We start from the raw sequence: 26,065 nt of genomic DNA, 5'->3' as shown, positions 1-26,065 counted from the left end.
CCGATTGCGGAGACGCGCCAGCGGGCGCCCCGACCGGTGATATAACAACACCCACAACAACTGCGCACCCCACGCGAAACTAGCCACCCCGACACCAGCCACCACAGCGACAAAGGCCCAACTCGTGGTGCCCATGGGGAGACTTGAACTCCCACGACCGCAAGGTCAGCGGATTTTAAGTCCGCAGCGTCTGCCATTCCGCCACATGGACAAAGGGAGCAACAGCCCCTACCCGGAATAGAACTCAACAATCAAGTTAACTTCCATGTTGGCAGGATAAGGGACTTCACAGTACTTAGGCACCCTAAGATACCGAGCAGAGCGCTGTGCAGTATCAACTTCCAAATGGTCAGGGATGCGCCTCTCTTGAGATTGTATAGCAGCAAGCACCATGGGCAACTCAGCCGCCCGCTCTCTCACTTGCACCACATCACCAGGCTTCACCGCACAGCTGGGTATGTTCACCACCCTGCCGTTCACAGTAACATGCTTGTGGGAAATAAGTTGCTTTGCAGAGAATATCGTTGGCACGAACCCGGCACTATACACAACTGTAGCAAGACGAGACTCCAGCGCCCCAACAAGGTTATCACCAGTATCACCTCTTCTGTTGTACGCCTTGAGAAACGTATTCCTCAGCTGCCGGCTGGACATCGCATAGTAGCACTTAAACTTCTGGTGCGCTGCAAACTGCTTACCGAAACTCGAGAGCTTTTTATACCCCATACTCCCGTGCTGGCCCGGGGGATAGTTCCTCGTGTTAAAGGGGTCCTTGGACCTCCCCCAGAGATTCACTCCCAACCTACGACTCGCCCTATACTTTCTCTCTACAACCGTCACAATTACGACCTACACAAACAACCTGCAGGAGTGAAAACATGCTCCACTCCCCCCAGACAATACTAAAACACCATACGGGGAGGGAGTATGATCATTTTAAGCAAGTGTGTCAACCAATTTTATACCCAAACAGAAACTGCCTAAGAGGCCGTCGTGGCGCGTGCATTACTCCGCACGGGATTTGTAAACTGCACAATCCCACCGGAAGATACCCAATGATCCATCACTATCATGGTTGCAATGTAACTTCAGCCAGTTTTGGCTTGTGTTTGGCTACTGTAACGGTTACTGTGTGGCCTGAATGTGCGTTGTTGGAGTGGAACGGTGAAGTGGGTTGACACAGAAGATATAGCTGACTCTTTGGAAAAGGCACACCCAGAACAGGACATTTTTGCCCTTAGATTTACCGAGCTGAAATCCATGATAGTCGGCCTGTCCGAGTTTGATGACAACGCTGATGGGTGCAATGAAAAGATCTTGGAGGCCATACAAATGGCCTGGAGTGAGAGAAGAGACAGTTGAGCACGCATTGAGAATGCTACTATCTGGAATTTGCGCTCCTTACCCCCTCTACTCTGGCCCGACAGCACAGATTCACCATCGCACAGAGTAGGCGTTGCGTTGGCCGCGTAGGTTCTTGCTGTAGTTCTCAAAGGTGGGCGCAGCCGCGGTCCGTTCTCGGACGTCTCAAACACAGCACCGGATCTGCGTAGATTCCGCGCTCATAAACTGTTGAACCGAAGCTATAAATCATTATACAATCAGTGCCGCGGGTTGCTGTCTGTACTATCTCGAAAGTCGCTGGGGGTAAGGAATTAGGGGGTGAAGTACTTGAACTACCTACTGGGAGCGGGTTGTTTCGCTGCCCTTACGTTGGTTATGTGGCCTGTGTTGCCGTCATGCTGTGTCGCAGCCGTGGTTGCGTACCTGCTTAATCCCCTGGTAAACAGGCTAGAGTCTGTGGGCCTCCCCAGACCGGTCTCGTCTTTCATAATAGTATTCTCCTCTGTTAGCTTGCTGACAGCTTCTCTGGTGTTTTTAGTGCCAGTGGTATACTCCCAAACATTGGAAATAGCGCAACTACTCGCTGACAAGCTCCCCCTAGGTGCCGGAGTCGAAGGCATAAAGAATGCTATACGGGCCCACAATGTACTGCGCTATGGCGTTATTGATGCAGTGAATTCCGCCACTCTATCCCCATCAAACCTATTCAGCAGCGAAAATGCGGAGTTCATCAAGCTATTAAGCATGCTATACAAAAACTTTACTAAGGTAGTTGTCGGAGTTGTGCAGTCTGGGGTAGGAATCGGGTCCATCGCCGTCAAGATGTTAATAACTCTCCTGTTGTCGTTCTACATTCTGGGTAGCTGGCCGGTAGTAGTGAAAAACATACTTCTCATGGTTCCCAGGCGCCATTTGGAAAGCTTTTCCCACTTCATGTCGCGAGTTGACAACATAGTCTCCGCATACATAAGGGGACAGACTTCTGTGTGCATTGTTATGTCAATCTACTATTGCATATGCTTCACAGTAGCCAGTTTGGGATACTCTCTAGTGCTCGGTTTTGTCTCTGGTATTATGACGTTCATACCATATGTGGGGCCAGTTCTGTGCGCAGTACTCGGTGTCTGCCTAGCACTACTTCAGGGGTTTAGTTGGACCAACACTGCAGCTGTAGTCCTTATTTTTGTAGTGGGAAACGTAGTAGAGTCCAACATAGTCACCCCAGTGTTAATCAGCAAAAAGTTGGACCTAAATCCGGGGTGGGTAGTAGTTGGAGTCGTGGTCTTTAGTGCTCACGCAGGCTTTCTTGGAGCGCTAGTTTCGATCCCGGTAACTGCAATTGTGGGTGTTTTAACGCAGTTCGCTGTGGAGAAGTACAAACGCAGTAGTCTCTACCTTGGTGAATAGGTATGTATAGGCAACTAAGGCTGTTTGATATGCAAGAAGTGCACTCGTATCAGTGCTCCGACTACGTGCTTTTGGACCACAACAGACACACCTATAATCTGCTGATGAATAGCGATAGCTGGAGCTGCTTCGTACTTTACGGGAAGTCCGGGTCTGGAAAGACTCACTTGGCGCACATGTGGCAAAAGCTCAGAAGGGCAAACTTCATAGATCACGACCAGACATTGAACGAAGCAATAGGCATTATACGGGAAAGCAGCGCAGTAATCATTGAGGACATAGACAGCTTGAAGGATGAGTCGTGGGTGCTACATTGCTATAACTTCTCGCGCGAGGCCGGTAAGCCACTATTGATGACGTCTTCGCTGCCACCTAGCAGGCTTAACTACCAACTCAAAGATCTGGGGTCTCGCATAGTGTCCGCTATGAGTGCGAGCCTCGCTGACCCAGACGAGGAGCTGCTACGGATAATGCTGGTAAAATTATTCACTGATCGGCAGATGCATATAGACATAAGGACTGTAAACTACATACTCAACAATGTTGAAAGGTCTTTCAAAAAGCTCAGTGGAGTGGTGAACCTGATAGACACTGAATTGTCAACCAATACCAGAGGTGTTACCATCCCGTTTGTGAAATCTGTAATCAGGAGGAGTGACTCTGTATAAGGGGAATGTGTTGAGTATAGCTGGCTCCGACTCCGGCGGTGGAGCCGGGATACAGGCTGATATAAAAACCATCACCATGCTGGGGTGCTATGCTGCCAGTTGCATAACGTCTGTTACCGCGCAAAACACTACGGGAGTTTACGGAGCGTGGGATTTGGCCCCAGAAGTTGTGGAAAAACAGATGGTAGCAGTTCTGTCGGACATGAAAATAGATGCAATTAAAATAGGCATGCTGCCCCCCAGTTTGGTGGAAACCGTAACACGCCTAATCCCAGAGGGCATTCCAGTAATATTAGATCCGGTTATGGTCTCAACATCCGGATTTCAGTTGGTTGATGTCTCAGAGTTTGTTGAAAATATCAGCGGACTACTGAAGAGGGCATCTCTTCTCACGCCTAACATTCCAGAAGCCGAGCGTATAAGCGGCCTAAGAATATGCACACGGCAAGACGTGATTAGGGCAGGAGAAGCCATAAGGTGCCTAGGAGCCGGCAGGGTCTTGGTAAAGGGCGGGCATTGTTCTGACGAGGAATACGTGGAGGATGTACTGCTCACGGAAAACGGCATGTTATGCTTCAAAAACGCTAGGATTCCTAGGAGAGTGCACGGTACCGGGTGCACGTTGTCGTCTGCCATAGCAAGCTTTGTAGCATGTGGGATGTCAATAGAGGAAAGCGTCGAATCTGCAATAGGTTACCTGGGAAGCACCATGCGGACCATACCTAAAGTCGGCCGCGGAGACAACCCTGTGTTTCATAGTTACACACTGTTCTCAGGTGTCGCACCTGCCCCGCTTCACAAACACAACACTCTATCTTGAAGCATTGGCGCCAAGGCTTTCGGCAGGTATGAAGTTATCTCGCAACTGTGCCCTTGTACCGTAACTCACGGTCAACCCGCTTCCGGCAAGGTCTCTTCCGGCGCCAATAACTTTGAGCATGTCACTTTTATTCAGGACCACAGGTTGTGATCCAGTCTCGTGCCCACCCGCAGCACGCAATTGCCGACTGCTGCCACTATAACTTTCATTCACTTTAGAGGCACCTTTACCACCTGGCCTACCATAGCGCTGCAGTGAATCTTGAACCTGCTCCCCTATAGCATCCCGATAAAAACCCATAGACGACGACGCGTCTCTGATATCTTCCTTGAGGTCTACTGCAAGGCGGCCAAACGCGGGGGTTATTGAATCCTTAAGAAGCTGCCAACCGACACGAAATTGAGAGGCATCGGCATTATATATCGAGTTCGCAAAGATTGGCACAGACTTTAACGTCCCAACAGACGCTCTTCTAGCGCCTCTAAAAAGGCTTTCACCTATTGATGCGGTACTCTTTGCAATTCTAAGTACAAACCCACAGGACACGCAGATATAATATTGGTAATACGGGCTTTCCAAAGTGCCATTACTCTTTGCCAAAGCGCGGTGCCGGGCTTCGTTTTCCATATAGCTTGCAAGCATACCGAGCAACCGTGCACACACATGACAAACTCCCTGTGGAACCATCAAAGCAAAATTCAACGCAGACGCACACACATTGAAAGGCATTACCAAGGAGGTAGCCGGCCATGAGGTTGAACCGGTTTTTTGGTTTATCACCCGCCTGGTCTCGGCAGTTACCTCGGCATTGTATACAGCCCTCATAACTTCCACTGCACCGCGCTCAGGGGAGGGAGGGATCACCTTACTGCCCTCACACTCCACCACCAGCCTTTTGTTCTTGTATTTACTAGCATCTAAACCCAGAGCGGATAACGCCTCCTTCTGATGGTTAGTGTTAAGCGCATACAGAAGCCTGTTGTCACAGGTGACTGCCCTCTCAAACCCGGTATTATCTTTTACTGGCTCGGCTGGAAACGCCTTGCCCCCAACTATCAGTTGCCCTCTTTCAAGCCTTATATTTCTCCTTTTGGTAAAGCACCCCCGGGGCAGAAATTCACATGGTTGGCCACGATCCACAAGTTGTGACATCATCACAGGGACACGCACCTTTTGCTGCTCACCAAAACCTTCTGGATCCAATCTGGCAATGTTCTTGACATGAAGACCAAAAACGGCCTTGAGCCCACTCCAAGCACTACCAAGAACGCCAGACTCTTTTGCGCGCTTACCGAAACCACTGGCACCTGCTGCAGCAGACGTCCAAAGCTCATCAAGTATTGCTGCCACGCTCAATACACCTCAGGGCATAAGGGAGACATTCTAAAAAGAATTCTCTAAAAATTAATAAATCCCAACAGAAGACACACCACCCCGCAACTAGAAACACTGGGCCAATGTACACCAACGAATCGCACACAACCGAACGGGCAATACCCCGCTATATGAACCTTACACAGCGGAACCGAAAAAAATCGCGAAAACCACCGAGAGCACGGTAAATACGGCAAAAAGCTTACAGAACGTTACAAGAGATGCGCGCAGAATCCCAGAGCGCACGTAGTCCTCCAAGACCACTTGCACCCCCAAAACCCCGTGGTAGAGGGCAGCAACAAGGAACGTCACAGCAAACAGGCTAGCGCAGAACCCATAGCGCAGGGTATGGACGGACTCGAGATCTAAGGTACGAAACAGGACCACAAAAAAGAACGGAAGGGGAAGCATAACAAGCCCAGCTATCCTCTGCATCCACCAAAAATGTACGGACCTTCCACCCATAAGAGCCAAAATTATAACCAGACAAGAAGGAACGAAACAACCGAGAACACCCCGGTAAGGAGAAGTACGAGGCCATTACTGACCGCAACCGACGATTTACTAAGCCCCACGCCACAATCCCACAGAAGGTGCCTGATCCCATTAAAGTAGTGGTAGCAGAACGCCACGCAACACACGAACAGCAGCAGCTTCACAGAAAAGAAAACGAAGGGATAAGCCAACAGCGGCATCACGAAGCCCGGAGCACAACGCAAAAAAACAAAGAGCCACGAAAGCAACAACAGCCCGAAAAAGAGAAAGAGACCCGAAGCTCTATGTGTTATGGAAAGCAGGGCAGCAACCGGCAGCCTGTAAACCTGTAAATGCGGGGACAAAGGCCTAGACCTCAACACCACACAGCCTCCAGCAACAATCCAAAGAAACAAAGACCAGAAACAAAGACGGCGGGGCGCTCGTCCTTTGCGCCACCAAAAGATGGCACAAGCAACGAAAAGCCTAAAGGAGGTAATCCAGCCGCAGGTTCACCTACAGCTACCTTGTTACGACTTCACCCCAGTCACCGACCCAACCTTAAATGGCTGCCCCCTTACGGTTGGCGCACCAGCTTTGAGTTAAGCCAATTCCCATGGCGTGACGGGCAGTGTGTACAAGACCCGAGAACGTATTCACCGTGGCATGCTGATCCACGATTACTAGCGATTCCGACTTCATGCCCTCGAGTTGCAGAGGACAATCCGAACTGAGACGACTTTTACGGATTAGCTCAGCCTTGCGACGTTGCAACCTATTGTGGTCGCCATTGTAGCACGTGTGTAGCCCACCCCATAAGGGCCGTGCTGACTTGACATCATCCCCACCTTCCTCCGGTTTATCACCGGCAGTTTCCTTAAAGTGCCCGGCATTACCCGCTGGTAACTAAGGATGAGGGTTACGCTCGTTGCGGGACTTAACCCAACATCTCACGACACGAGCTGACGACAGCCATGCAGCACCTGTGTGAGGTCCAGCCGAACTGCGCCTTTCTGTTAAGAAAGATCTAACCTCCATGTCAAGAAGTGGTAAGGTTTTTCGCGTTGCATCGAATTAAACCACATGCTCCACCGCTTGTGCGGGTCCCCGTCAATTCCTTTGAGTTTTAGTCTTGCGACCGTAGTCCCCAGGCGGAGTGCTTAACGCGTTAGCTACAACACAGAGGCAAAAGCCCCCACATTCAGCACTCATCGTTTACAGCGTGGACTACCAGGGTATCTAATCCTGTTTGCTCCCCACGCTTTCGCACCTCAGCGTCAGTACCGGACCAGACAGCCGCCTTCGCCACTGGTGTTCCTCCTAATATCTACGAATTTCACCTCTACACTAGGAATTCCGCTATCCTCTTCCGGACTCTAGTCCTGCAGTATTAAAAGCAGCCCCAGGGTTAAGCCCTGGTATTTCACCTTTAACTTACCAAACCGCCTACATGCCCTTTACGCCCAATAATTCCGAACAACGCTTGCCCCCTCCGTATTACCGCGGCTGCTGGCACGGAGTTTGCCGGGACTTCTTCTGTAGGTACCGTCATTATCTTCCCTACTGAAAGAGTTTTACAACCCTAAGGCCTTCCTCACTCACGCGGCATAGCTGGATCAGGCTTGCGCCCATTGTCCAATATTCCCCACTGCTGCCTCCCGTAGGAGTCTGGACCGTGTCTCAGTTCCAGTGTGGCTGATCATCCTCTCAGACCAGCTACAGATCACTGCCTTGGTAGGCCATTACCCCACCAACTAGCTAATCCGACATAGGCTCATCTAATAGCGATAAATCTTTCCCCCGCGGGGATTATACGGTATTACCCACCATTTCCAGTGGCTATCCCATACTACTAGGTAGATTCCTATGCATTACTCACCCGTCTGCCACTAACCAAATCCGTAGCAAGCTACAGATTTGGTCCGTTCGACTTGCATGTGTTAAGCTTGCCGCCAGCGTTCGTTCTGAGCCAGGATCAAACTCTCAAGTTTGATTAAAATCACAAAAGCAAATTATGATCTGGACTCATGCAAAAACCAAAAACAAAATAAGCTTAAGTGCACTAAATAAAAAATTTAGCTATACGCACCGCCGCCTTTATTTCTACTCTAAAGTTTCCCTTCCAACTAATCAAGCAACAGAGCCAACCGGCCCTGACCGGGAGTATCTACCATAGCTAAAATCGTGTCAACAACTTTTAAGAACTTTTTTCACAATTGTCCTGCATAAGAGCCGTGAGAGGCCGTGTGTCCTCTCCCAATCTTTGGAGTATTCCGACAAGTTCCGCAAATCTGCGACCAGAGCACCCATTCACTGATATAGCGGCTCGGGAGACCATGTTTAAGACCGCAAATGAAACGGCGATTCTATCATCACCACACGTTTCTATTATGGCCCCTCCATCTACCATACCACCGCAACCATAGATTACCAAATAGTCATCGCTCCTACTAAACTCTACGCCGCATTTTGCCAACCCTGCAATGGCCGCATCCAATCTACCACGCGCACTATCCTGCAGGACAGACAACCCAACAATCGTTGTGCGCCCCACAGCGCACGCACCCATAGCACATATTATGGGTAACTCCTCAGCTATGTAGCGCAGCCCATCGCGCTCTATGTCAATCCCATGTAGTGTGCCTGGCCCCACTCTTGCATCATATAGGCTGCCATTGGGCACTAGGGCTATGCGAGCACCCATCCTAATGAACACATCAAGCACACCCTTAGCTACATTGTCCAGTAGAATCCCCGAGACAAAAGCAGTCAAACCCCGTGTGACCGCCGCTGCTATAACGTATATAATATCAGATACTGGGGGTGGAACGTGAATGTCTCTGGCAACCAGTTCTTCCTGTCCATCTATTACAATCCTGTCTGCGTTACTTCCGGTTTTTTTTACATGGATTTTTGCGCCTAAACGCTTCAGTAGCAGCTCCGTATACCCACTCAAAGCGCTCATTGCATGTATACTGCTTCTTCCGCCCACACCTATACATGATAGCAGCATTGCGGATTTCACAGTATCAGAAGAGATAATCTCGTCGGAAAGGGCTGGCACACAATCCTCTAGCCCTATCACCAGCATGGGAAGCGTGGTACCACTGCACACAAATCTCGCTCCCATAAGTGCGAGCATTCTTGTCATCGTACCGATATCAGCGTCATCAGTTACAGACCCGGGAGCAGCGTATCCACCACTCCCCCTACATAAAAATGTAGAAAATGGATATGTGGCCAACAGGCCAGCCACAATACACGCAACCAGTGGTGAGTACCCCACACAAACCTCGCGACGGGGCTCAGCCAATCCTCCTATACCCACCCCATCAACAATATAGCATCCTCTCTCTCTCGTTATTTTCACTCCAAGAGTGCCCAATACCTCTATAGTATCCAGAACTTCCCTACACTTGCGTGCACCGTAAATTTTTGAAACACCCACTGCCTGGGACGCTGCAAGCAGCGCCACACATGATGCATCCTTGCACCCAGGCATTGTAACAATGTATCCGTACTCTGGATTGTACACGCATGTACACTCTTCAAACATCAACCTGCGTTTATATTTTCTCATGCAGATATATCTTCACTATGTTACGGACAAATTCTAAACTACTTCGCACAAACGATGCAAATCGGAACCATGTGCACACAGGCCTCCTTGTAGAGAGGGCGAAGATACATCCCCAACCCAAGCCACACACGCTGCCTAAGATGCCCGAGCATACACAAGGTACAACGCACCGTTACGAACCTGGTCGCACTAGCTCACTGGAACACCGCTTCCATTTGTTCTGCGATAAAATCCGCAGTGATTAACACTGACATCCTGCACCCAGTCTAGTGCCAAAATCCGCATGCACATTTCAGCCGTGATTTTAAACGCGCCAGGCAGTTTTATAAGCACGAGATTGCCCTTGGACAAAACCTCAACAAAAACCTCTGTCTTGCCACGCTCTCCACGTAGGATCTTCCCGAGCACATTGGGCTCATAGTCGCTCTTACCCAGGTGAATCACCACACTTTTCACTTTTTGCATCATAACCGTGAGCCCATCGACAAAGCTATATATATTCTTGCCTATCAACCGCGACTTAACGGAGTTGTAGTCCATGTCTATAATCACTGCAACCCCACCATGAAACAGGTCTCTACTTGCCTCTATAACCCCACTGTTGTAGAACGCAACATCGTTGACCCCATAGGGATCGGAGATCCTTACAACTGCAAATCTTTCCTTGTTTGCAGACCTAATTCTCACGCTAGAAATAACACCAGCAGATTTTTTGAACCCGGATGACCCCAAAGTGCTTTGACACTCGCTCACAAATTTCACTCCCAGACCACGTAAAACCCTCTCATATTTGGTCAGAGGGTGATACCTTAGGTAAAATCCAAAAATGGAAAATTCATATTCGATTTTTTCCTCTTCGGACCAATCTTGCACATCCACAAGCTTGTGCCCCTCCGTCACCCCAAACAAATTAAATTGTCTGGACTCCGCACTGTTTCTGGTGTCATCAATAACATCCAAAATTATCCCCAGAGATTCAAAAAGCTGCCTCCTGTTCGGATGTATGCTATCAAGAGCACCAGACTTTATAAGGCTTTCCATAACTCGCTTACATGCCCACTTCGCCCGCATGTTACGTGCAAAGTCCCATATATCGCTATACTTCTTGCCTGCCTCCGGGACCACCTCTCTCGCCGCAGTCTGGCCTACATTTTTTAGTGCACCGAGCCCATACTTGATTGAATCACCTGATATGGTAAACAACACGTCAGAAGAATTCACATCAGGTGGTAACACCTGTACACCGCACACCTTGGCCTGCTGGCACAGAAGCTCCAGCTTGTCTTTATCCCCGATGTCAAGGTTCATGGACGCGGTGAAAAATTCTTTGGTATAGTTCGCTTTTAGATACGCGGTCTGAAAGCTGATTAACGCATAAGCAGCGGCGTGCGACTTATTGAAACCATAACCAGCAAACTTGGCGACTAGGTCAAATATGTAGCTGGCCTTGCCTCGATCTATGCCGTTCTTTACCGCTCCATTGACAAAATCCTCACGCTGCCTATCCATCTCCTCCTTAATTTTCTTACCCATGGCGCGTCGTAGCAAGTCGGCGCTCCCAAGGCTATAACCAGCCAGAATTCTGGCTATTTCCATAACTTGCTCCTGGTATATAATCACCCCAAAGGTCTCTTTAAGAACTCCCTCTAACATGGGATGTATATAGTCAGGCTCTTCCAGCCCGTGCTTGCGCGCTATGTACATAGCGATGTTGTTCATAGGACCAGGACGATACAGCGAAATCAGTGCAATTATGTCCTGTATCCCATCGGGGCGTAGCTTGCTGATCGCTTCCCTCATCCCAGCACTTTCAAGCTGAAACACGCCTACAGAATTCCCCGTCGATAGCATCTCATATGTCTTACTATCGTCAACAGGCAACTCAGCAAGTTCAATGTTTATACCTCGAGCTCGTATCAAGGAGCGTACCTGGTCTAAGACTGTCAGGGTGCGCAGCCCAAGAAAGTCAAATTTCACCAATCCCGCTTTTTCAACGTATTTCATGTTATATTGCGTGATAGGTAAAGCACACGATTGGTCGTAGTACAGAGGAACAAAATCCTCGAGCGGTTTGTCACATATCACGATACCCGCAGCATGAACCGAAGCGTGTCTATACAGCCCCTCCAGTTTTAGTGATACCTCTAGAAGCTTAGCTACCATATGGTCGCTCTCCTGCTCCCACTTTAAATTCTGGTCCATTTCTATAGCTTCAGAAAGGGTTACCGGGCTCACCGGGTCAAGGGGGATCATCTTACATATCTTGTCAATCTGCGCGTAGGGTATTTGCATCACTCTTCCTACATCACGGAGTACAGCTCTAGCCTGCAGTTTTCCAAAAGTGATGATGTGGGCTACGTATCCATATTTTTTTCTAACGTACTCTATTACCTTGTCCCGCTTCTCCTGACAGAAGTCTATGTCAAAATCGGGCATCGATACCCTTTCTGGGTTCAAGAACCTCTCAAAAATCAGCCCAAATTCTATCGGATCGAGGTCGGTAATCCCCAGGGACCATGATATCAGCGATCCGGCGCCAGAACCCCTACCGGGACCCACCATGATATTATTCTTCTTACTCCAACAAATAAAATCCGCCACAATTAGAAAGTACCCGGAATAATCCATGGATATCACAACACCAAGCTCGTACTGCAGCCGGTCGTAGTATTGCTCCCTCTTGTCCCCGTCTATATTCTTAGCGCGCAATCTGGTTTCCAGCCCGGACTTTGCGCACTCTGTCAACTCTTCAGCTTCAGTTCTACCACCTGAACATGGAAAGTGCGGTAATGATGGTTTTCTGATCTCAGCAATAAATGAGCACCGCTGTGCTATCATCGGCGTATTGCGTACAGCTTCCGGAATATCAGCAAACAATTCAAACATCTCCTTGGATGTCTTAAAATAGTGCTCCTGCGTCAGCCTGCGCCTATCCTCCTGCACTATGTAGGTCCCATCCGAAATGCAGGACAAAACATCATGTGCTTGAAAATCATCCCTACATGCAAAAAACACATCATTTGTGGCAACTAGAGGAACATTTCGCTCATACGCAAATCCAATTAGCAGCTCCTCTACCTCCCTTTGAGATTCTAGGCCATGGCGCTGTAGTTCCACGTAAGTGTCGTTGCCGAAAGTCTCCAAAATTGCATTGACAGCACTCAGCCCCTCACTACCTCTGAGCAGAGCACGAGCTAATATATCGTCATGCCCTCCTGTGAGGAGGATAAGACCGGAACCGCGTTGCAGCAGACTGCGAACACTGATCCTGTTGATCTTCCCAGATTGATTCTCCTTGAACCCGTCACTTACCAAACTTATCAGGTTTGCAAAACCCTCACGCTCTTTTGTCAGCATGAGAATATTTCCCAGGTCCTTGCCTTCATCATGCACCATGATATTGCACCCCACTATGGGTTGCACACCAGAACCTGCAGCACAGTCAGAAAACTCCAGTGACCCGAACAGGTTGCCGGAGTCAGTCAATGCAACTGCTGGCATGTTTTGATTTACGCACATAGCCACCAGTGACTCTATCTTTATCATGCCCTCCAGCAGGGAGTAGTCGCTGCGCGTCCTCAGATGAACAAAAAGTTCATCAACCATGCACCGGCCTCTAAAAACTAAACCCTAGTAGGACATTATACAGGTAAGGCTCTACATGAAAAGACCTGACAGCGTCTGATAACCGACAAAAGATTCGGGGAACACAGCCACTTTGAATGCCTGAAGTTAGGCATCAGACGCGCAAAACTATGCATCTAGCGGAATGCTGACGAACCCCGGCAGCCGTACATACTTCCGCTACTCTAGGTAATTCATGCAATCACACTTTGCAGTATTTATCCCCGAAGCGCACACGGGGTTCGGAGCCATAGTTGGATAGAACGTTACAATCGCGTTCTGCTTTGCCACCAAAACGTACGCATGTTCTTCGTCGCCTCCATCGTAAACACAGCGCCTTATCTCCCTATGCGGTATGTGAGATTGCAACCCTTTATACGCTCTGGTCGCCCTGATTATTATGTCGTCAGCATGCGAGAAATCAACTTCCATCTCCTTTTTATTGCTCACCAATACCACACTATCCGGAGCCACAAACTTTATCGACGGAGAAAAATCCCAATCGTCAGCGTTTTCCAAACCTTCGTAGTTCCTACCAGCCCATTTCTTATCCTGAGCTTCCAAGTACCTCCCGTAAAAATGCATACCTTTCAACCCCTTCTTACTGGGCACACCGCAAAACACGTCAGCCACCCCTCCCTCGTTTGTCCATAATTCAGCCAGTTCATCCTTAAAAAGCGAGAAATCTGCGTCGGCGGTAAACACTTCGTGGTTGAGCTCGTCATAAATGCGCCGCACCTTCTGTTCAACCAATGGCTCATTCAGCATACTTAAAAAGTCACCCCTACTCGGCTCGTATCCCCAAGCCCCACACACACTTAGCACTGCCTCATCAAATTCGTGCATCTGGGGAGCCTGGGACAACATGCATTTGTTGTCAGCCTCTCTAGCAAAAAATGGATTAAATCCCGTGTTGCTGTAGCGGCAATCTTCTGATTGCAAAACAATCTTGCCGGTATCACTCACTTTCTCAATTTTCGTGGGCACACCTCTCTGTGAAACGCGCTTGCCGACAGAATTGCCAAAAACCGCGCTAGGATGGGCACACATAGGCACAAAAACCACGGAAAGAACAACTGCTATCTTACTCGCTTTCATAAAAATCCTATATATCTAATTAAGAATCATAATATTCTCGGTATTTTGTCCTAATAAAGATAGAATTATTCTACTGTATCAGACCATGCGTTAACACGCGATTAACTAATCGCGTAAATTTCACTTAAAAAGCACGCGGTTGAATGCGGCAGCGGGCGTGATTTTGCGTTGACTATTGTTGTACTTTCCACATACAATGCCCCAGTTCGTAGATAGCACCTTAGTATGGAGTCGCGTGGAGCTCGGAACATGGAGCCAACCGGAAGTTTGGACGATGGCCTTGGTGCCCAGCGGGTGCCGCCCGGCGGAGAGCATTTGGGGATTGCCCAGTCTATACGCGAGAAGATACTTACACACATTGGAGAGGCGCAAGTGGAGGTTACTGACGAGTCTGGTCTCCACGCTGGGCACTCGGGGAGTCTCGGCTACCGCGTATCCCACTTAAGGGTTTCAGTGGTCTCTGACAGTTTTGCTGGCATGAGTAGGCTACACAGGTGGCGGTTGTTACATGAAGTTCTGGCAGATGAAGTGAAAATGGTGCATTCCATCTCCTTCCTTCTGACAACCAGCAATGAACAATTGGACGGGTAGGAGCGAAATGAAGGAGTCTGCCAGAGAACAGTCGGCTGCAGAGTCTAGGAGCTGTGGAGTAGTCACCACCTACCCAGTATATAGACGCTCTACTGTGCCTTTCTCTAGTATAAGAGAGATTATCAGGGCGTACGGTGGATATTGCAATGCATCCGGAAAGATAGTAGGTGTCGACGCGAGCTATGGAAACATCGCCTCCCCTTCGTGCACTTCCCTTACTGAAGACGTGCAAGCTGTGGACGGTGGTAAGTACGCGTTGCTATTCCCATCTGGGCTTTTGTGCTTGGCAATGGCTTGCATAACGTTTTCTGAAGTTGGATCTCAAGTATTAGTCTCGAAAAACGCGTACTTTAAGTTGCACAGATTTGTACAGGAATCTTACCACAAACTTGGAAGAAGCGTCTCTATTTACGAGTCGGCTGAGGAAGTTCCCAAGCTAGTAAGTGATAAGACGTCGCTGATATTGGTGGAAACTCTGAGTTCTCCTAGGCTTGTAATGGAGGATGTGCTGCCCATAATTGAGCTAGCAAAAAAACGTGGCATAATGGTAGTGTGCGACAATTCCTGCATTCCAACAGTCTTTAATCCCCTGGAGTGTGGCGCAGATGTCGTAATGTATTCTCTCACAAAATACTTTGGTGGGCATTCAGACGTAATGATGGGTGCATTGGTAACAAACAGCGAAGAGGTGTTTGAAAGGCTGTACAGGGATCACAGGAACTACGGTATTTACGTATCTTCAGACGACTGTTACCTGGTACAACGCGGGATGAAAACCATGCGTGTGCGCATGCAGCAGGTACAAAACACCGCTATTGCCTTTGCGTCCAGGCTAGAGGCACACAAAAAGGTCGCCAGGGTAATCTACCCCGGGATACCGTCGTACCCGTATCGTGACATTTGGCAGAAGTATTGCAGCGGAAAGTACGGCTTAGGCCTGGTGATCCTGATGTTTGATAGGAATTATTCCGTTGAAGAAGTTGACTTTGCACTAGAGGGTATCGAAGTCTTCAAAATTGGGCTGTCTTGGGGGGGTTGTAGAAGCATAGTGTTCCCGGTAACATCAAAAGGGTCGCTGGTTAACGCGCCGCAGTTCGGCATAGATGGAATACGCGTCTACTGCGGCCTAGAAGACCAAGAAGAGATCATATCATCAATGGAAAATGCCTTGTCAAGGCTGCCGTAGTTGCGTAGCTTAGCAACATAAATGTGTGTAAGGTGGGCCTGTTGCGGTTTTGCTGTGACGCGCACACCGTACATACTCATCGCATGGAAAATATTCTTGAGAATCCGGAAGCCCGTGGCGGAGTTTAAAATGCACTTGTGGTGCACCACGTTGTATGCTTTACTCCTCCGAAAAATCGTCGCCCGACCCTTATGAATATCGACAGCATTGCCAGAGAAATAGTAGGCAGAGTTTCTGGAGTTGCAGCAGATTCCAGAAGCGTTAGGCCCGGATTTGTCTTTGTATGCTTGTCAGAAGCTGCAAAAAAGTTCATACCGGACGCCTTAAAGGCCGGGGCAAAGTTTGTGGTAGTAGACAGCACGGAAGGAGTGGAATGCGTGGACAATTCACAAACGATAGCCTGCCCTAACCGGCACGACCTATACTATAAGATAGCCACCGCACTTTATGAGAACAAGCAACCCAAATTCGTTGCAGCAGTTACAGGCACAAATGGAAAAACTTCCGTAGTGGATTTCTGTAGGCAGATTTGGAATCTTACCGGATACAGATGCGCTAGTATCGGCACTCTGGGAACCATAGTGGGTAACACAACTCTACCCGGAAACACCGCGCTTACAACGCCAGATGCCGTGGAGCTGCACAGAACGTTGAATGAGCTGCACAGCCTACAGGTTGAGCACCTGTGCATAGAAGCTTCTAGCCATGGTATAGAGCAAAAACGCCTGCACGGCATGGAAACCAGCGCTGCTGCATTCACAAATTTGTCCCGCGACCACCTAGACTACCATGGCAGTATGGAAATGTACTGGGCAACAAAGAAAAAATTATTCTCCGAAGTGTTATCACGCAAGGGGTGCGCCGTCCTAAACACAGATTCGGAGCAGTATACTGAACTAAGGGAACTAGCCGGAGATAGGAACATCGTCACCTACGGTACCAAAGACGGTGATGTAAAATTGACACGCTTGGAAGGAACCAAACTAGGACACAACATAACAATAGAGATATTAGGCAAAGTTGCATATGAGGGCGTTTTTCCAGTGTTTGGAAAGTTTCAAGTATCAAATTTGCTCTGTGCCCTTGCCGTGATAGTTGCTTCGGGATCCAACTGTGGAAACACACCAATAGAAAAATTGGTTGCTCCCAGGGGACGCATGGAGTTGATCGGCAATCGCATCATTATTGACTACGCGCACACACCAGATGCTTTGAAGCATGCTATAACCTCATTGAGGTGGCACGGATTTTCCCAAAAAATAGCTTTGGTATTCGGATGCGGTGGCAACAGAGATAGGGAAAAGCGCAAAGCCATGGCTGCGGTAGCAAACAGGTATGCTGACACAATTATCATTACAGATGACAATCCTAGGAATGAAAACCCAGCAGCCATACGCCAAGAGATTCTATCACACTGCAGACATGCAGTTGAAATTCCTAACAGAAAAAATGCCATACATCATGCCGTGGATCTTGCGGTTCACCATAACCATGTGCTCCTGATAGCCGGCAAGGGACACGAGACCGTACAGCAAATTGCTGGCGAGTCGATAGAATTCAATGACGAAGCTGTAGCAAGGAGTTTTTTGGATAAAATGCAGTACGCGCAGTGACGGGCTACTAAGGATATAACTCGGCACAGCTCCAAGCGCCATCGTCTCCCATGCTGTACTGCTTTCTTGAGTGCAATCTGTGTTCACCTTCTTCCCAAAATTCCACCATGCGGGGGACAACCCTAATCCCACCCCAGTATTCCGGCCTGGGGATTTCCTTGCCTTCAAACTCTCTTAGCATGCAATTAAACTGCGCAAGCAATTCTTCCCTGCTGTTCAGAACCATCGATTGCTTTGAGCACAATGCACCGATCCTGCTTTCGCGTGACCGCGAGGCGTGATACGCATCAGACTCGCTCGCACTCAAAGGCACGGCGCTCCCCTCCACACGCACTTGTCTACCCATGTGTCGCCAATCAAAAACCAGCGCAACATTGGGATTTCCGGCTATTTCTTTGCCTTTTCTGCTCTCAAAGTTGGTAAAGAACTCAAACCCCAGCTTGCCGTACTTCTTAAGCAATACCACACGAGCGGATGGCTTACCTTGAACATCGCAGGTGGCAAGCACCATGGCAGCAGGCTCCCCCATGTGGCTCTCAGTAGCTTGCAACATCTCCGAATACCATGCGCTGAACACATCCATTGGGCTACTGCTAGCTTTTTGCACACAAGCACCGCTGAAAGGCATCATCAAGCCATGATACACCTACAAAAAAATCTATCAACCTTTTACAGGCAAGGACCACTATAGTATGGCCACTACCGCCATCTACGTGTAGATATATGAGTGCGGCTTGTTTTGATTAAGCGCGCCCAGTACTCATAAGTTCAGGTTCATACTCACTTTCTTACCGATCGCATAAAACTGTCTATACGCTCCGAGTTTTTCGCTATAATCTCGTCGGCATCCATCCGCAGCGCCAGCATATTTTTATTCGACGCATCGGTAAAGTCGTGCTTTGCTCTGTTCAAAAACCCGGTAATCCTCGTACATCGCACATTGCCCATTCTGGACATCTGGTAGTCCACAGCATCCATGCCGGCATCAAGAAACACGTTTGCTGCGTTAAATGCCCAAAATGTTAGGTTGTCACGCACACGCGCTATGGGATTAGACCTTTCCCCAGATCCCACAGAGAGAAAATGTACTTCCTCGCCCGGATATAGCACACACGATGCTGCATATCCACAGACTGATGGGTTATTGGCAACGAGCCCGCTGTCCACCATGCTGTACTCCTTATCCTGAATAACAATTTTCCTAGGGGGGAAAATAGTCGGAGCAGCCGAGGCAGCCAGTAGAATATCAACGAGTTTGAGATCTTGAAATTTCGGCTCCCAATTGCGCATCATAAGAGTATGCCCCGTGCAAAGATCATAACTTGGCACCATAATACTAGCTGCCACGTCCCCCATCTTTAAATCAGCAAAAAAGCTTCTGAGCGTTTTTTCTAGATTCGCTGGGGAGAATCTTGCGCCTACAGCAATTGATAAAACTTGCCTCACCAGTGAAAAAGAAAATATCTGCGGACCAAATTTCAGAAAAAATCCTAACAGATCGGAGGCGGTATATTGCGCTCTTCCCGCACTGTCCTTGATAGCGAGAGCAACGGCTATTATCGATCCAACCGAGCTCCCAACAAATAGATCGAAGATGTCGCACACGGGTCCACCCAGTCTCTTCTCTATTTCACAAAGTACTCTGGCAGCAATAATGCCCCGTATACCGCCACCATCAATGGAAAGAACGTATTTGGTCATTGTACAGTTCAAAATTACGCGGCGATGCGCGTAGAAAATTATTGACCAAAACACCGTGTATGCGAAGCACATTAATGGCCAGGAGGTAGCCAAAAACCCGCGCAAGTCTACCTAAAGGCAATACAACACAAAGACTAGGATTAGGAGGTAAAGCCGTCTTTGATGAACTGGGTGCCAATTTTTGCGCCTTCTTCGTTTATTGAATGATCCAAACCCCGCAGCTTGTGCTCTGAAATCGGCACATTGTTGCCACGACAAAAACTCACACATTCGTTGAAGTAGTGAATAGGAATAACTTGGTCGTCAGTTCCGTGAACTACGCACACGCTGGGTCTGGACCGAATCTTGGGCGCAAGAGCGTGAGGAAATGGTACAGCCCCAGAATAGGCCACAACAGAAGCACATTGCTTCTCTCTGCACAATCCCACGTATATGGCAAGCATTGCACCCTGAGAAAACCCCATCAAAGATAGTTTGCTGTCGTCTACCCCAAACTTGGCTAATTGCACATCTATAAACCCATTAACAGCTTCCACCGCCTTCATAATACCAACGAATGCGGTGCTTTCTTCCATATCCTTAACACTATCGGAAAACCAGGTGTAACCACTGCCGTAACTCATGTACGCGTGAGGTGCCACAAACTGCGTGGAGGGCAGCTCTTTCGACATTTGCGGGGCAAGGGAGATCATGTTATCGCCACTGGCCCCCCTACCGTGGAGCATTACCACCAGGTTTTTTACCGAATCCCCGGAAAGAAAACTCGGACCATTGATCTGAATAGCCACACATCCCTCCATTTACTTACAAGGCAGGCACACATTGTAGCAGGCAATGTTTCCTCACACCAGCCAAGTTTCCGAATAGACGATTAAGCAACATTCTCTGGCCGCAGCCTGGCCATATGCCCCTAGTTCGCTATAGGTAATGTGGCCCAGAGGAAACTGTTATGAGTCGTTGCTGGCTTCTTTGTTCAGTAGAAATATGTGTACAGTGCTGAAATCTTCTTCAGAAACACTTTTCGTGTCCGGATTTCTAATATTATCTACCATGTTGGCAAGCAACACCCCATTGAGGTGGTCCATCTCGTGCTGTATGCACCTGGCAAGCCAGTTGTACGCCCTGATGACGCACTCGTTACCCATAAGATCTGTGTATTTTAGGTCTATATGCCTAGGCCTACTTATGCCTATCATGCCATAGGAGCTCGCAGATAGGCATCCCTCGAATAGCGTAACAATGTCCCCCGAGAGACTGACGATTTCCGGGTTCACGCACACTAAATTGGTTCCGTTCAGCGAGTGATAGCCCGATATCACCTTAACATCCTGCGCCATATTAAACAGTTCACTTGCCACATTTATGACAAACACCCTTTTGAAGCAGCCGAGCTGTACAGCAGAAAACCCCGCGGTTCCGCCGGCGCTTATTACCCTTTCTATGCGATCAACCAGCCCTAAAATTTCATCGTCTATTTTGTTTACTGGAGAGGATTTAGTTTGCAAAATCCTCAATTCCCGTGTGTTGTCTACAGACAAAACCCGCATCTCCCACCCTCACATGTGAAGATTTTAAGCACAAAAGCGACACAAATACCCAACTGTATCCATGTAACTGCAATGCGTGTCTCCCCATCGCGGTTTGACCCTGCTACACGCAAGTCCTCCCGAGCCACAACTGGTAGTGTACATATTGTTGCTTATGTATGTATTGATGGTTGATGTATCGGCAGTCGCTGCGATCGCAACAACAGCAAGCAAACCACATTTCACGGGGCTTTTGCATTTATTGACTTGGCGTGGTATTATTCCGGCAGGTAGTTGAGGTGTAGCGGTGCCGTTCTCCAGATTTAGCTACAGCCCACTTTTTTGGATACCACCCGAAGTTGCGCATTGGTTGGTGATTTTCGGGCTCAAGCATGGGTTGTTTCCGGAAGTACGAGAGCAAATGCCTGAGTGCTTAAGCATTCAGGTGTGCCACTTGAGACTTAGAACACCTATTGGCTTGGCCGCAGGGTTTGACAAAAACGCTGAAGCCATAAAGCCCCTCATGGCCATGGGTTTTGGGTTCGTAGAGGCAGGCACCGTGACAAAAAAGCCGCAGGCGGGCAACAAAAGGCCGCGGCTTTTCAGAGTGGTAGATCAAAAAGCTATAGTAAACTGCCTAGGATTCAACAACAAGGGCATACGGCGCCTGATCAAAAAAATTGACAACAAAGAATTAAATAATCTGGTATTTGGCGTAAATCTTGGCATCAACAAAACTTGTACTGACCCTCCGAGTGAGTATGCAGAGCTGGTCAGGAGTGTTTATGGCCTTTCTAGTTACATCACCATCAACGTTTCTTCCCCCAATACTGCCGGGCTTCGTGACCTGCAGAACAGGGCTCGCCTGGCTGAGGTCCTATCCTCTGTAAGAGATGCGCGACGCTCCGCTGATCAGGCGGAGTCTGTGCCTATATTTCTAAAAATAGCCCCAGACATCAGCGACGAGCTTAAGCAGGACATAGCCGATGAGGTCGTCCAACACAAGATAAACGGTCTTATAGTCAGCAACACCACCACAGACCTTGGCCTGTTGGGAAGTGAAAGGAGTGTGTCCATCACGCATGGAGGGCTCAGTGGTAGGCCACTGTTCGACTTATCAACGGTGGTCCTGTCTGAAATGTACTCTCTACTGAGGGATAAGGTAGTGTTGATAGGGTGCGGGGGGGTAAGCAGTGGTGCGCAAGCCCTACAGAAGATAAAGGCCGGTGCGTCATTAGTGCAGCTTTATACCGCTTTGGTGTACGAAGGCTTCGGAGTGGTAAAGAAGATCAACATAGAGCTGGCGGAGCTTCTAACACAGGAGGGATTCTCAAAAGTGGAACAGGCTGTGGGCGCAGATGTGCAGTAAAACAGCATGATAATCGCGGTCGATGTTGGAAACACTGCTACCAAGGTTGCATTGTGTAAAGGCAGTGAAATCATAAAAAAACAGTGGAGAATATCAACTTGCAAAGACAGAACGGCAAGTGAGTATTTTGCAATACTCCGCGCGTTGGCATCACACGCATCCGTAGACCTTGCAGGAATCCGCGGGGCCGTAATCTCAAGTGTCGTACCGGCAACAAACAGACACATAGAAGAATTATGTGAAAGTTTTTTGAGCGTCTCCCCAGTATTTGTGGCAAGCTCCCATGCGGCTCTGTTCGGGCTGAAAATTTGCCTGGAGCAAAAGTCTATAGGTGCTGATAGAGTGGCTGATTTGGTAGCTGCAAAAACTTTGTGGCCTGCAGAGGATCTTCTGGTAATTGACATGGGCACAATTACTGTTTTCAACCTACTTGATAAGAACGGAAGCCTATACGGGCAAGTCGCTGCACCGGGCGTGTCATGCCTAGCTCATAGTATTAGAGAGTGCACAGCACTTCTACCCCAAGCACTTGCACAGAAACCTGAGCGCATAATATGTGATTCTATAGCGCCGGCACTGGAGGGCGGTTTGTATTGGGGGTACAGGTACATTGTAGAAGGAATAACAAAACAAATAATCAGCGAAGAGGAGGACAGAACCCTGCGCGTTGTGGCAACCGGCGGAGCAACGCACTTCTTCAAGAACTGTGACTACATCAACAACATTGATGGCTCTCTCACCATTAGGGGTATAGCTCAGGTCTACGAGAAGACGAGAGCCGCCACTTGAGGCAGGAAACTCATTGCGTATCGGCGCCGAGAGAGCAGATTGGCTACTTCTTAGCATAACCCAATAGAATAGAGCGAACCCTGCTGTCTATCTCCGAGACTCCGGGTATAAGACTAGGTTCTAGAGCTAGAACTCTGATTTTATAGTCCTGAGTGACATGCATGCCCACAGTACCCGGAGTGAGGGTTATTGAGCTGGCAAGAATGAACGCACCGAGCTCGCTGTCCTGATTAGTGTCAACAATCTCCGTCACGGGTGTGATGGCACCAGATGCATTACTAGCAAGTATTTTTTTAGTTACGAACCACGCAGACATTACCGCCTGCCCGAACACCCATGGCAAGTACCGAAAAGCAGCGCTGAAAAGCTTGGACACATCCCCAACAGACATAGCAGCACGACGCGCATCCTCATCCCTATTCAACAGCTTACAGAACACAAAAACGGACAATAGCGAGCTAACGGCACCCGACAACAAGAAAAACGTACCAACATGTCCGGAAAACACCATCCAAAGCGCCATTTGAATGAGATACAACCCCCAAATGTTCATAAAAACCCAAATATTGCGTGTGAAATACTAGCACTAAATTCTAATAATCCTAGCATTTATGCAGCAATGAGCTATTGTGTTGAATCAGATTTACTGGCGTAACGGTATGCATAGACATATTTGGTTCGTTGTAGTGGCAAGTGCCGCGGCGTTTTCGTGTGCTGTTTTCATAAAAAACCTTATCGGTTTAGGTTCCCACGACAAAATCGTGACGGTTAGCGTGAAAAACATCGAATACGGAGCCCTGTATGATGACTGAAGATACGCACCATAGATGAAGCCGACGCGCAAATTCCGAACCAATGCTATAAACACGCCACTGTGTCGCGCAATCGTGTGCGGGCCTTACTGGGGAAAATCACATAACAACTGTACAAATTTGCTCCGTGGCGTATAAATAACCATGGAACGCAACTGTAATAGGTATGTGCATGCTAGAAAGCGTGCTAAAAGCAAGGCTGGAGTCCATTGCGTCGGAGGGCCTGCTGAGAAGAGTTGCTACTGTAACTAGGCAGGCAAGTGGTAACTTAGTGGCGACTGAAGAAGGGTCGGGGCTAATTTCTTTTGCTTGTAATGACTACATGGCACTAGCAAATAGCAGCGAAGTAAAAAGGGCCGCTATCAGGGCCATAGAGCTTTATGGAGTTGGTGCACAGGCATCGAGACTGGTTACAGGGAATCATCCACTATATCGAGAGTTAGAGAAAAAAATCTCCGATATTTACCAAACGGAGGCTGCTCTGGTCTTCAGTAGTGGATACTTGGCAAACATAGGCAGTATAACCTCAATCGTTAACCGGCACGATATGGTACTGGCCGATAGATTTATACATGCCTCTGCAATTGATGGAGCCAGGTTGTCCGGAGCTAAGATATACAGGTTCGCGCATAACGATCTCACTCACTGCAGAGAATTACTACAAAAATATCGCAGCGAGCATAGATATTGCCTTGTCCTGGTTGAAAGCGTATACGGCATGGACGGGGATCTAGCCCCTGTGGATGATCTGGTCGCGATGTCCAAGCAGTACAACGCGTGGCTCGCAGTGGACACGGCACACGGATTTGGAATAACGAGCACGTTACAACCCGACATATACGTAGGTACGCTCTCAAAGGCCACCGGAGCACTGGGAGGATATGTCTGCTCCTCAAAAACGGTCATAGAATATCTACAAAACACCGCCCGAAGTTTCATATATACAACCGCCCTTCCCCCAGCGATAGTCGCGGCTGCAAGCGCTGCCATAGACGTGATAGCAAAAAACTGTGAGCTTCCCGTCAAGATTGCAAAAGAGTTTTGTAAAATAATGGAGCTACCAAAACCGCAAAGCCACATAGTACCCATCATTATGCGGGACTCGCAATCGGCAACGCACGCGGCAGAAATCTTAGCAAAAAGGGGGTTCCTAGTTGCGGCTATACGTCCACCCACTGCACCCACTCCTAGACTCAGACTCGCGTTCACTGCAGCTCACACGTTGCACGATATTCACAAATTATGTAACGCATTGAAACAAGAGGACGTGATTCCCAAATTTGGAAAGTCGTTTGATGCGGCACCCGTGGTCACATAAGTTGGGCTGACGTTCGGGCCACTTCACGGGAACACAATCCATAAATAAATTAAATGCTGTTGCAACGTGGTTCTTATTGGGTTTCTCCTCCGGCAACATCTAGATTTTGCGGACATGCCAGCGAAATGTTAGTTGTCCAAGATAGAAGATTGTGTAGAATGTCAGTGTCGGAGAGTTCTGCGCTCTTGGGGCCGTAGCTCAGTAGGATAGAGCATTAGATTCCTAATCTGAGGGTCGTGCGTTCGAATCGCACCGGTCCCACTTTCCGCCCCGGGTGTGTTGTGAGGTGACCGTGAGTCTTTCTCATACATTGGAGGTGTACATGTTGCTGCTAATTGATAGCACCATGGGGTCTATGGTGCTGCCTCCTAGCAGGGCAACTGTGTTTGACATCATATGCTGCTTTGGGGGCTACAACCCGGTGTTATCCATATTGGTAGCAACCCTAGGGTCGTCACTGGGAGGCACTGTTAACTGGATCCTAGGCAGACTTGTAATTCTCGCACGAATGAAATACCACAAATCAGAGTATTCCGATCCCAATCGCCATTTACAGTCGGTGCTCTTAGTGCATCTTGCGCTGCTGTCTTGGACACACATAGTGGGCTCCCTAATCAATGTGCTATGCGGGTACTTGAGGGTGGGCATTGTACGCACGTACCTGGCAGTGTTCACATCCCATGTAGTGCATTCCACATATTGTGCTGTGCTTAGCAAGTTCCTTAACCTCTGGTAAGCCACCACGCAGCACCGGGGACGTGCATTGCATAA

General features: G+C 48.6%; 24 protein-coding genes, 2 tRNA genes and 1 rRNA gene. 13 read left to right on the top strand and 14 right to left on the bottom strand.

What is annotated here, in order from left to right:
• Nucleotides 1-125 precede the first annotated feature (125 nt).
• Together OC187_RS02545 and rpsD are read right to left on the bottom strand one after the other, a co-directional pair.
• A tRNA-Leu gene (locus OC187_RS02545) sits at nt 126-211 on the bottom strand.
• Nucleotides 212-228: 17 nt separating this feature from the next.
• On the bottom strand, nt 229-843 hold the full coding sequence (gene rpsD, locus OC187_RS02540; RefSeq protein WP_262997872.1) for a 30S ribosomal protein S4: 615 nt from the start codon (nt 841-843) through the stop codon (nt 229-231).
• Nucleotides 844-1,164: 321 nt separating this feature from the next.
• Here rpsD and iscX point away from each other — a divergent pair, with 321 nt between their 5' ends.
• The 4 genes from iscX to thiD all read left to right on the top strand — a co-directional run bounded on the left by iscX (nt 1,165) and on the right by thiD (nt 4,239).
• The gene (gene iscX, locus OC187_RS02535) at nt 1,165-1,362 is read left to right on the top strand and encodes a Fe-S cluster assembly protein IscX (protein WP_263008563.1); all 198 of its coding nucleotides are present in this window, start codon (nt 1,165-1,167) and stop codon (nt 1,360-1,362) included.
• A gap of 300 nt (nt 1,363-1,662) precedes the next feature.
• The gene (locus OC187_RS02530; protein ID WP_263008562.1) at nt 1,663-2,751 is read left to right on the top strand and encodes an AI-2E family transporter; all 1,089 of its coding nucleotides are present in this window, start codon (nt 1,663-1,665) and stop codon (nt 2,749-2,751) included.
• Between the two features lie 2 nt (nt 2,752-2,753).
• Nucleotides 2,754-3,419 carry an HdaA/DnaA family protein gene (locus OC187_RS02525; RefSeq protein ID WP_262997737.1) on the top strand — a complete coding sequence of 222 codons (666 nt, stop codon included), beginning with the start codon at nt 2,754-2,756 and terminating at the stop codon, nt 3,417-3,419.
• Nucleotides 3,420-3,426: 7 nt separating this feature from the next.
• A complete protein-coding gene (gene thiD / locus OC187_RS02520; protein WP_262997871.1) occupies nt 3,427-4,239 on the top strand; it encodes a bifunctional hydroxymethylpyrimidine kinase/phosphomethylpyrimidine kinase in 813 nt (270 codons plus the stop codon).
• On the opposite strand, the gene OC187_RS02515 is transcribed toward thiD, so the two are convergent.
• The 7 genes from OC187_RS02515 to OC187_RS02485 all read right to left on the bottom strand — a co-directional run bounded on the left by OC187_RS02515 (nt 4,231) and on the right by OC187_RS02485 (nt 14,389).
• Entirely contained in the window at nt 4,231-5,589 is a 1,359-nt protein-coding gene (locus tag OC187_RS02515) for a hypothetical protein (RefSeq protein ID WP_262997736.1), read from the bottom strand. The genes thiD and OC187_RS02515 overlap by 9 nt on opposite strands.
• Nucleotides 5,590-5,751: 162 nt before the next feature.
• Entirely contained in the window at nt 5,752-6,078 is a 327-nt protein-coding gene (gene sdhD / locus OC187_RS02510; RefSeq protein WP_262997735.1) for a succinate dehydrogenase, hydrophobic membrane anchor protein, read from the bottom strand.
• An 11-nt stretch (nt 6,079-6,089) separates the two neighbouring features.
• Nucleotides 6,090-6,473 carry a succinate dehydrogenase, cytochrome b556 subunit gene (sdhC, locus tag OC187_RS02505; protein ID WP_262997734.1) on the bottom strand — a complete coding sequence of 128 codons (384 nt, stop codon included), beginning with the start codon at nt 6,471-6,473 and terminating at the stop codon, nt 6,090-6,092.
• Nucleotides 6,474-6,575: 102 nt separating this feature from the next.
• A 16S ribosomal RNA gene (locus OC187_RS02500) occupies nt 6,576-8,078 on the bottom strand.
• A 206-nt stretch (nt 8,079-8,284) separates the two neighbouring features.
• Nucleotides 8,285-9,667, bottom strand: a complete 1,383-nt coding sequence (locus tag OC187_RS02495; protein WP_262997733.1) for a 3-phosphoshikimate 1-carboxyvinyltransferase — start codon at nt 9,665-9,667, stop codon at nt 8,285-8,287.
• Between the two features lie 189 nt (nt 9,668-9,856).
• Complete coding sequence (gene dnaE / locus OC187_RS02490; protein WP_262997732.1) at nt 9,857-13,273, bottom strand: DNA polymerase III subunit alpha; 3,417 nt, start codon at nt 13,271-13,273, stop codon at nt 9,857-9,859.
• Nucleotides 13,274-13,471: 198 nt separating this feature from the next.
• Nucleotides 13,472-14,389 carry an EndoU domain-containing protein gene (locus OC187_RS02485; RefSeq protein ID WP_262997731.1) on the bottom strand — a complete coding sequence of 306 codons (918 nt, stop codon included), beginning with the start codon at nt 14,387-14,389 and terminating at the stop codon, nt 13,472-13,474.
• A 225-nt stretch (nt 14,390-14,614) separates the two neighbouring features.
• Here OC187_RS02485 and OC187_RS02480 point away from each other — a divergent pair, with 225 nt between their 5' ends.
• The 3 genes from OC187_RS02480 to OC187_RS02470 all read left to right on the top strand — a co-directional run bounded on the left by OC187_RS02480 (nt 14,615) and on the right by OC187_RS02470 (nt 17,779).
• Nucleotides 14,615-14,980, top strand: a complete 366-nt coding sequence (locus tag OC187_RS02480) for a BolA family protein (RefSeq protein WP_263008561.1) — start codon at nt 14,615-14,617, stop codon at nt 14,978-14,980.
• Nucleotides 14,981-14,987: 7 nt separating this feature from the next.
• The gene (locus OC187_RS02475; protein ID WP_263008560.1) at nt 14,988-16,166 is read left to right on the top strand and encodes a trans-sulfuration enzyme family protein; all 1,179 of its coding nucleotides are present in this window, start codon (nt 14,988-14,990) and stop codon (nt 16,164-16,166) included.
• A gap of 191 nt (nt 16,167-16,357) precedes the next feature.
• Nucleotides 16,358-17,779: a UDP-N-acetylmuramoyl-L-alanyl-D-glutamate--2,6-diaminopimelate ligase gene (locus OC187_RS02470; RefSeq protein ID WP_262997728.1), complete on the top strand. Its 1,422-nt coding sequence runs from the start codon at nt 16,358-16,360 to the stop codon at nt 17,777-17,779.
• Nucleotides 17,780-17,786: 7 nt separating this feature from the next.
• Here OC187_RS02470 and pdxH read toward each other — a convergent pair whose 3' ends face one another.
• The 4 genes from pdxH to OC187_RS02450 all read right to left on the bottom strand — a co-directional run bounded on the left by pdxH (nt 17,787) and on the right by OC187_RS02450 (nt 21,027).
• Complete coding sequence (gene pdxH, locus OC187_RS02465) at nt 17,787-18,407, bottom strand: pyridoxamine 5'-phosphate oxidase (protein ID WP_262997870.1); 621 nt, start codon at nt 18,405-18,407, stop codon at nt 17,787-17,789.
• A gap of 152 nt (nt 18,408-18,559) precedes the next feature.
• Nucleotides 18,560-19,480: a patatin-like phospholipase family protein gene (locus OC187_RS02460; RefSeq protein WP_262997727.1), complete on the bottom strand. Its 921-nt coding sequence runs from the start codon at nt 19,478-19,480 to the stop codon at nt 18,560-18,562.
• A 140-nt stretch (nt 19,481-19,620) separates the two neighbouring features.
• A complete protein-coding gene (locus tag OC187_RS02455) occupies nt 19,621-20,268 on the bottom strand; it encodes an alpha/beta hydrolase (RefSeq protein ID WP_262997726.1) in 648 nt (215 codons plus the stop codon).
• Nucleotides 20,269-20,427: 159 nt separating this feature from the next.
• Nucleotides 20,428-21,027 (bottom strand): peptide deformylase, encoded by a 600-nt coding sequence (locus tag OC187_RS02450; protein WP_262997725.1) that lies wholly within the window; start codon nt 21,025-21,027, stop codon nt 20,428-20,430.
• A 286-nt stretch (nt 21,028-21,313) separates the two neighbouring features.
• On the opposite strand from OC187_RS02450, the gene OC187_RS02445 reads away from it, so the two are divergent.
• Together OC187_RS02445 and OC187_RS02440 are read left to right on the top strand one after the other, a co-directional pair.
• On the top strand, nt 21,314-22,375 hold the full coding sequence (locus tag OC187_RS02445) for a quinone-dependent dihydroorotate dehydrogenase (protein ID WP_262997724.1): 1,062 nt from the start codon (nt 21,314-21,316) through the stop codon (nt 22,373-22,375).
• A 6-nt stretch (nt 22,376-22,381) separates the two neighbouring features.
• Nucleotides 22,382-23,164, top strand: coding sequence for a type III pantothenate kinase (locus OC187_RS02440; RefSeq protein WP_262997723.1), 783 nt, complete (start codon nt 22,382-22,384; stop codon nt 23,162-23,164).
• Nucleotides 23,165-23,207: 43 nt separating this feature from the next.
• Here the strand turns inward: OC187_RS02440 and OC187_RS02435 are convergent, their stop codons facing one another.
• Nucleotides 23,208-23,717, bottom strand: a complete 510-nt coding sequence (locus OC187_RS02435; RefSeq protein ID WP_262997722.1) for a Na+/H+ antiporter subunit E — start codon at nt 23,715-23,717, stop codon at nt 23,208-23,210.
• Nucleotides 23,718-23,823: 106 nt separating this feature from the next.
• Between OC187_RS02435 and OC187_RS02430 the strand changes: the two genes are divergently transcribed.
• The 4 genes from OC187_RS02430 (at nt 23,824) to OC187_RS02415 (ending at nt 26,030) form a co-directional block, all read left to right on the top strand.
• A complete protein-coding gene (locus OC187_RS02430; RefSeq protein WP_262997721.1) occupies nt 23,824-23,976 on the top strand; it encodes a hypothetical protein in 153 nt (50 codons plus the stop codon).
• Between the two features lie 172 nt (nt 23,977-24,148).
• Nucleotides 24,149-25,294, top strand: a complete 1,146-nt coding sequence (locus OC187_RS02425) for an aminotransferase class I/II-fold pyridoxal phosphate-dependent enzyme (protein ID WP_262997720.1) — start codon at nt 24,149-24,151, stop codon at nt 25,292-25,294.
• 187 nt (nt 25,295-25,481) lie between these two features.
• Nucleotides 25,482-25,555: transfer RNA gene (locus OC187_RS02420), tRNA-Arg, on the top strand.
• Nucleotides 25,556-25,586: 31 nt separating this feature from the next.
• A complete protein-coding gene (locus tag OC187_RS02415) occupies nt 25,587-26,030 on the top strand; it encodes a YqaA family protein (protein WP_262997719.1) in 444 nt (147 codons plus the stop codon).
• The last annotated feature ends 35 nt before the right edge of the window (nt 26,031-26,065 follow it).

Origin of the sequence: Anaplasma capra, assembly GCF_025628805.1 — a bacterium.
GTDB classification, from domain to species: Bacteria; Pseudomonadota; Alphaproteobacteria; order Rickettsiales; family Anaplasmataceae; genus Anaplasma; species Anaplasma capra.
This window is presented reverse-complemented; position numbering and strand designations above follow the sequence as displayed.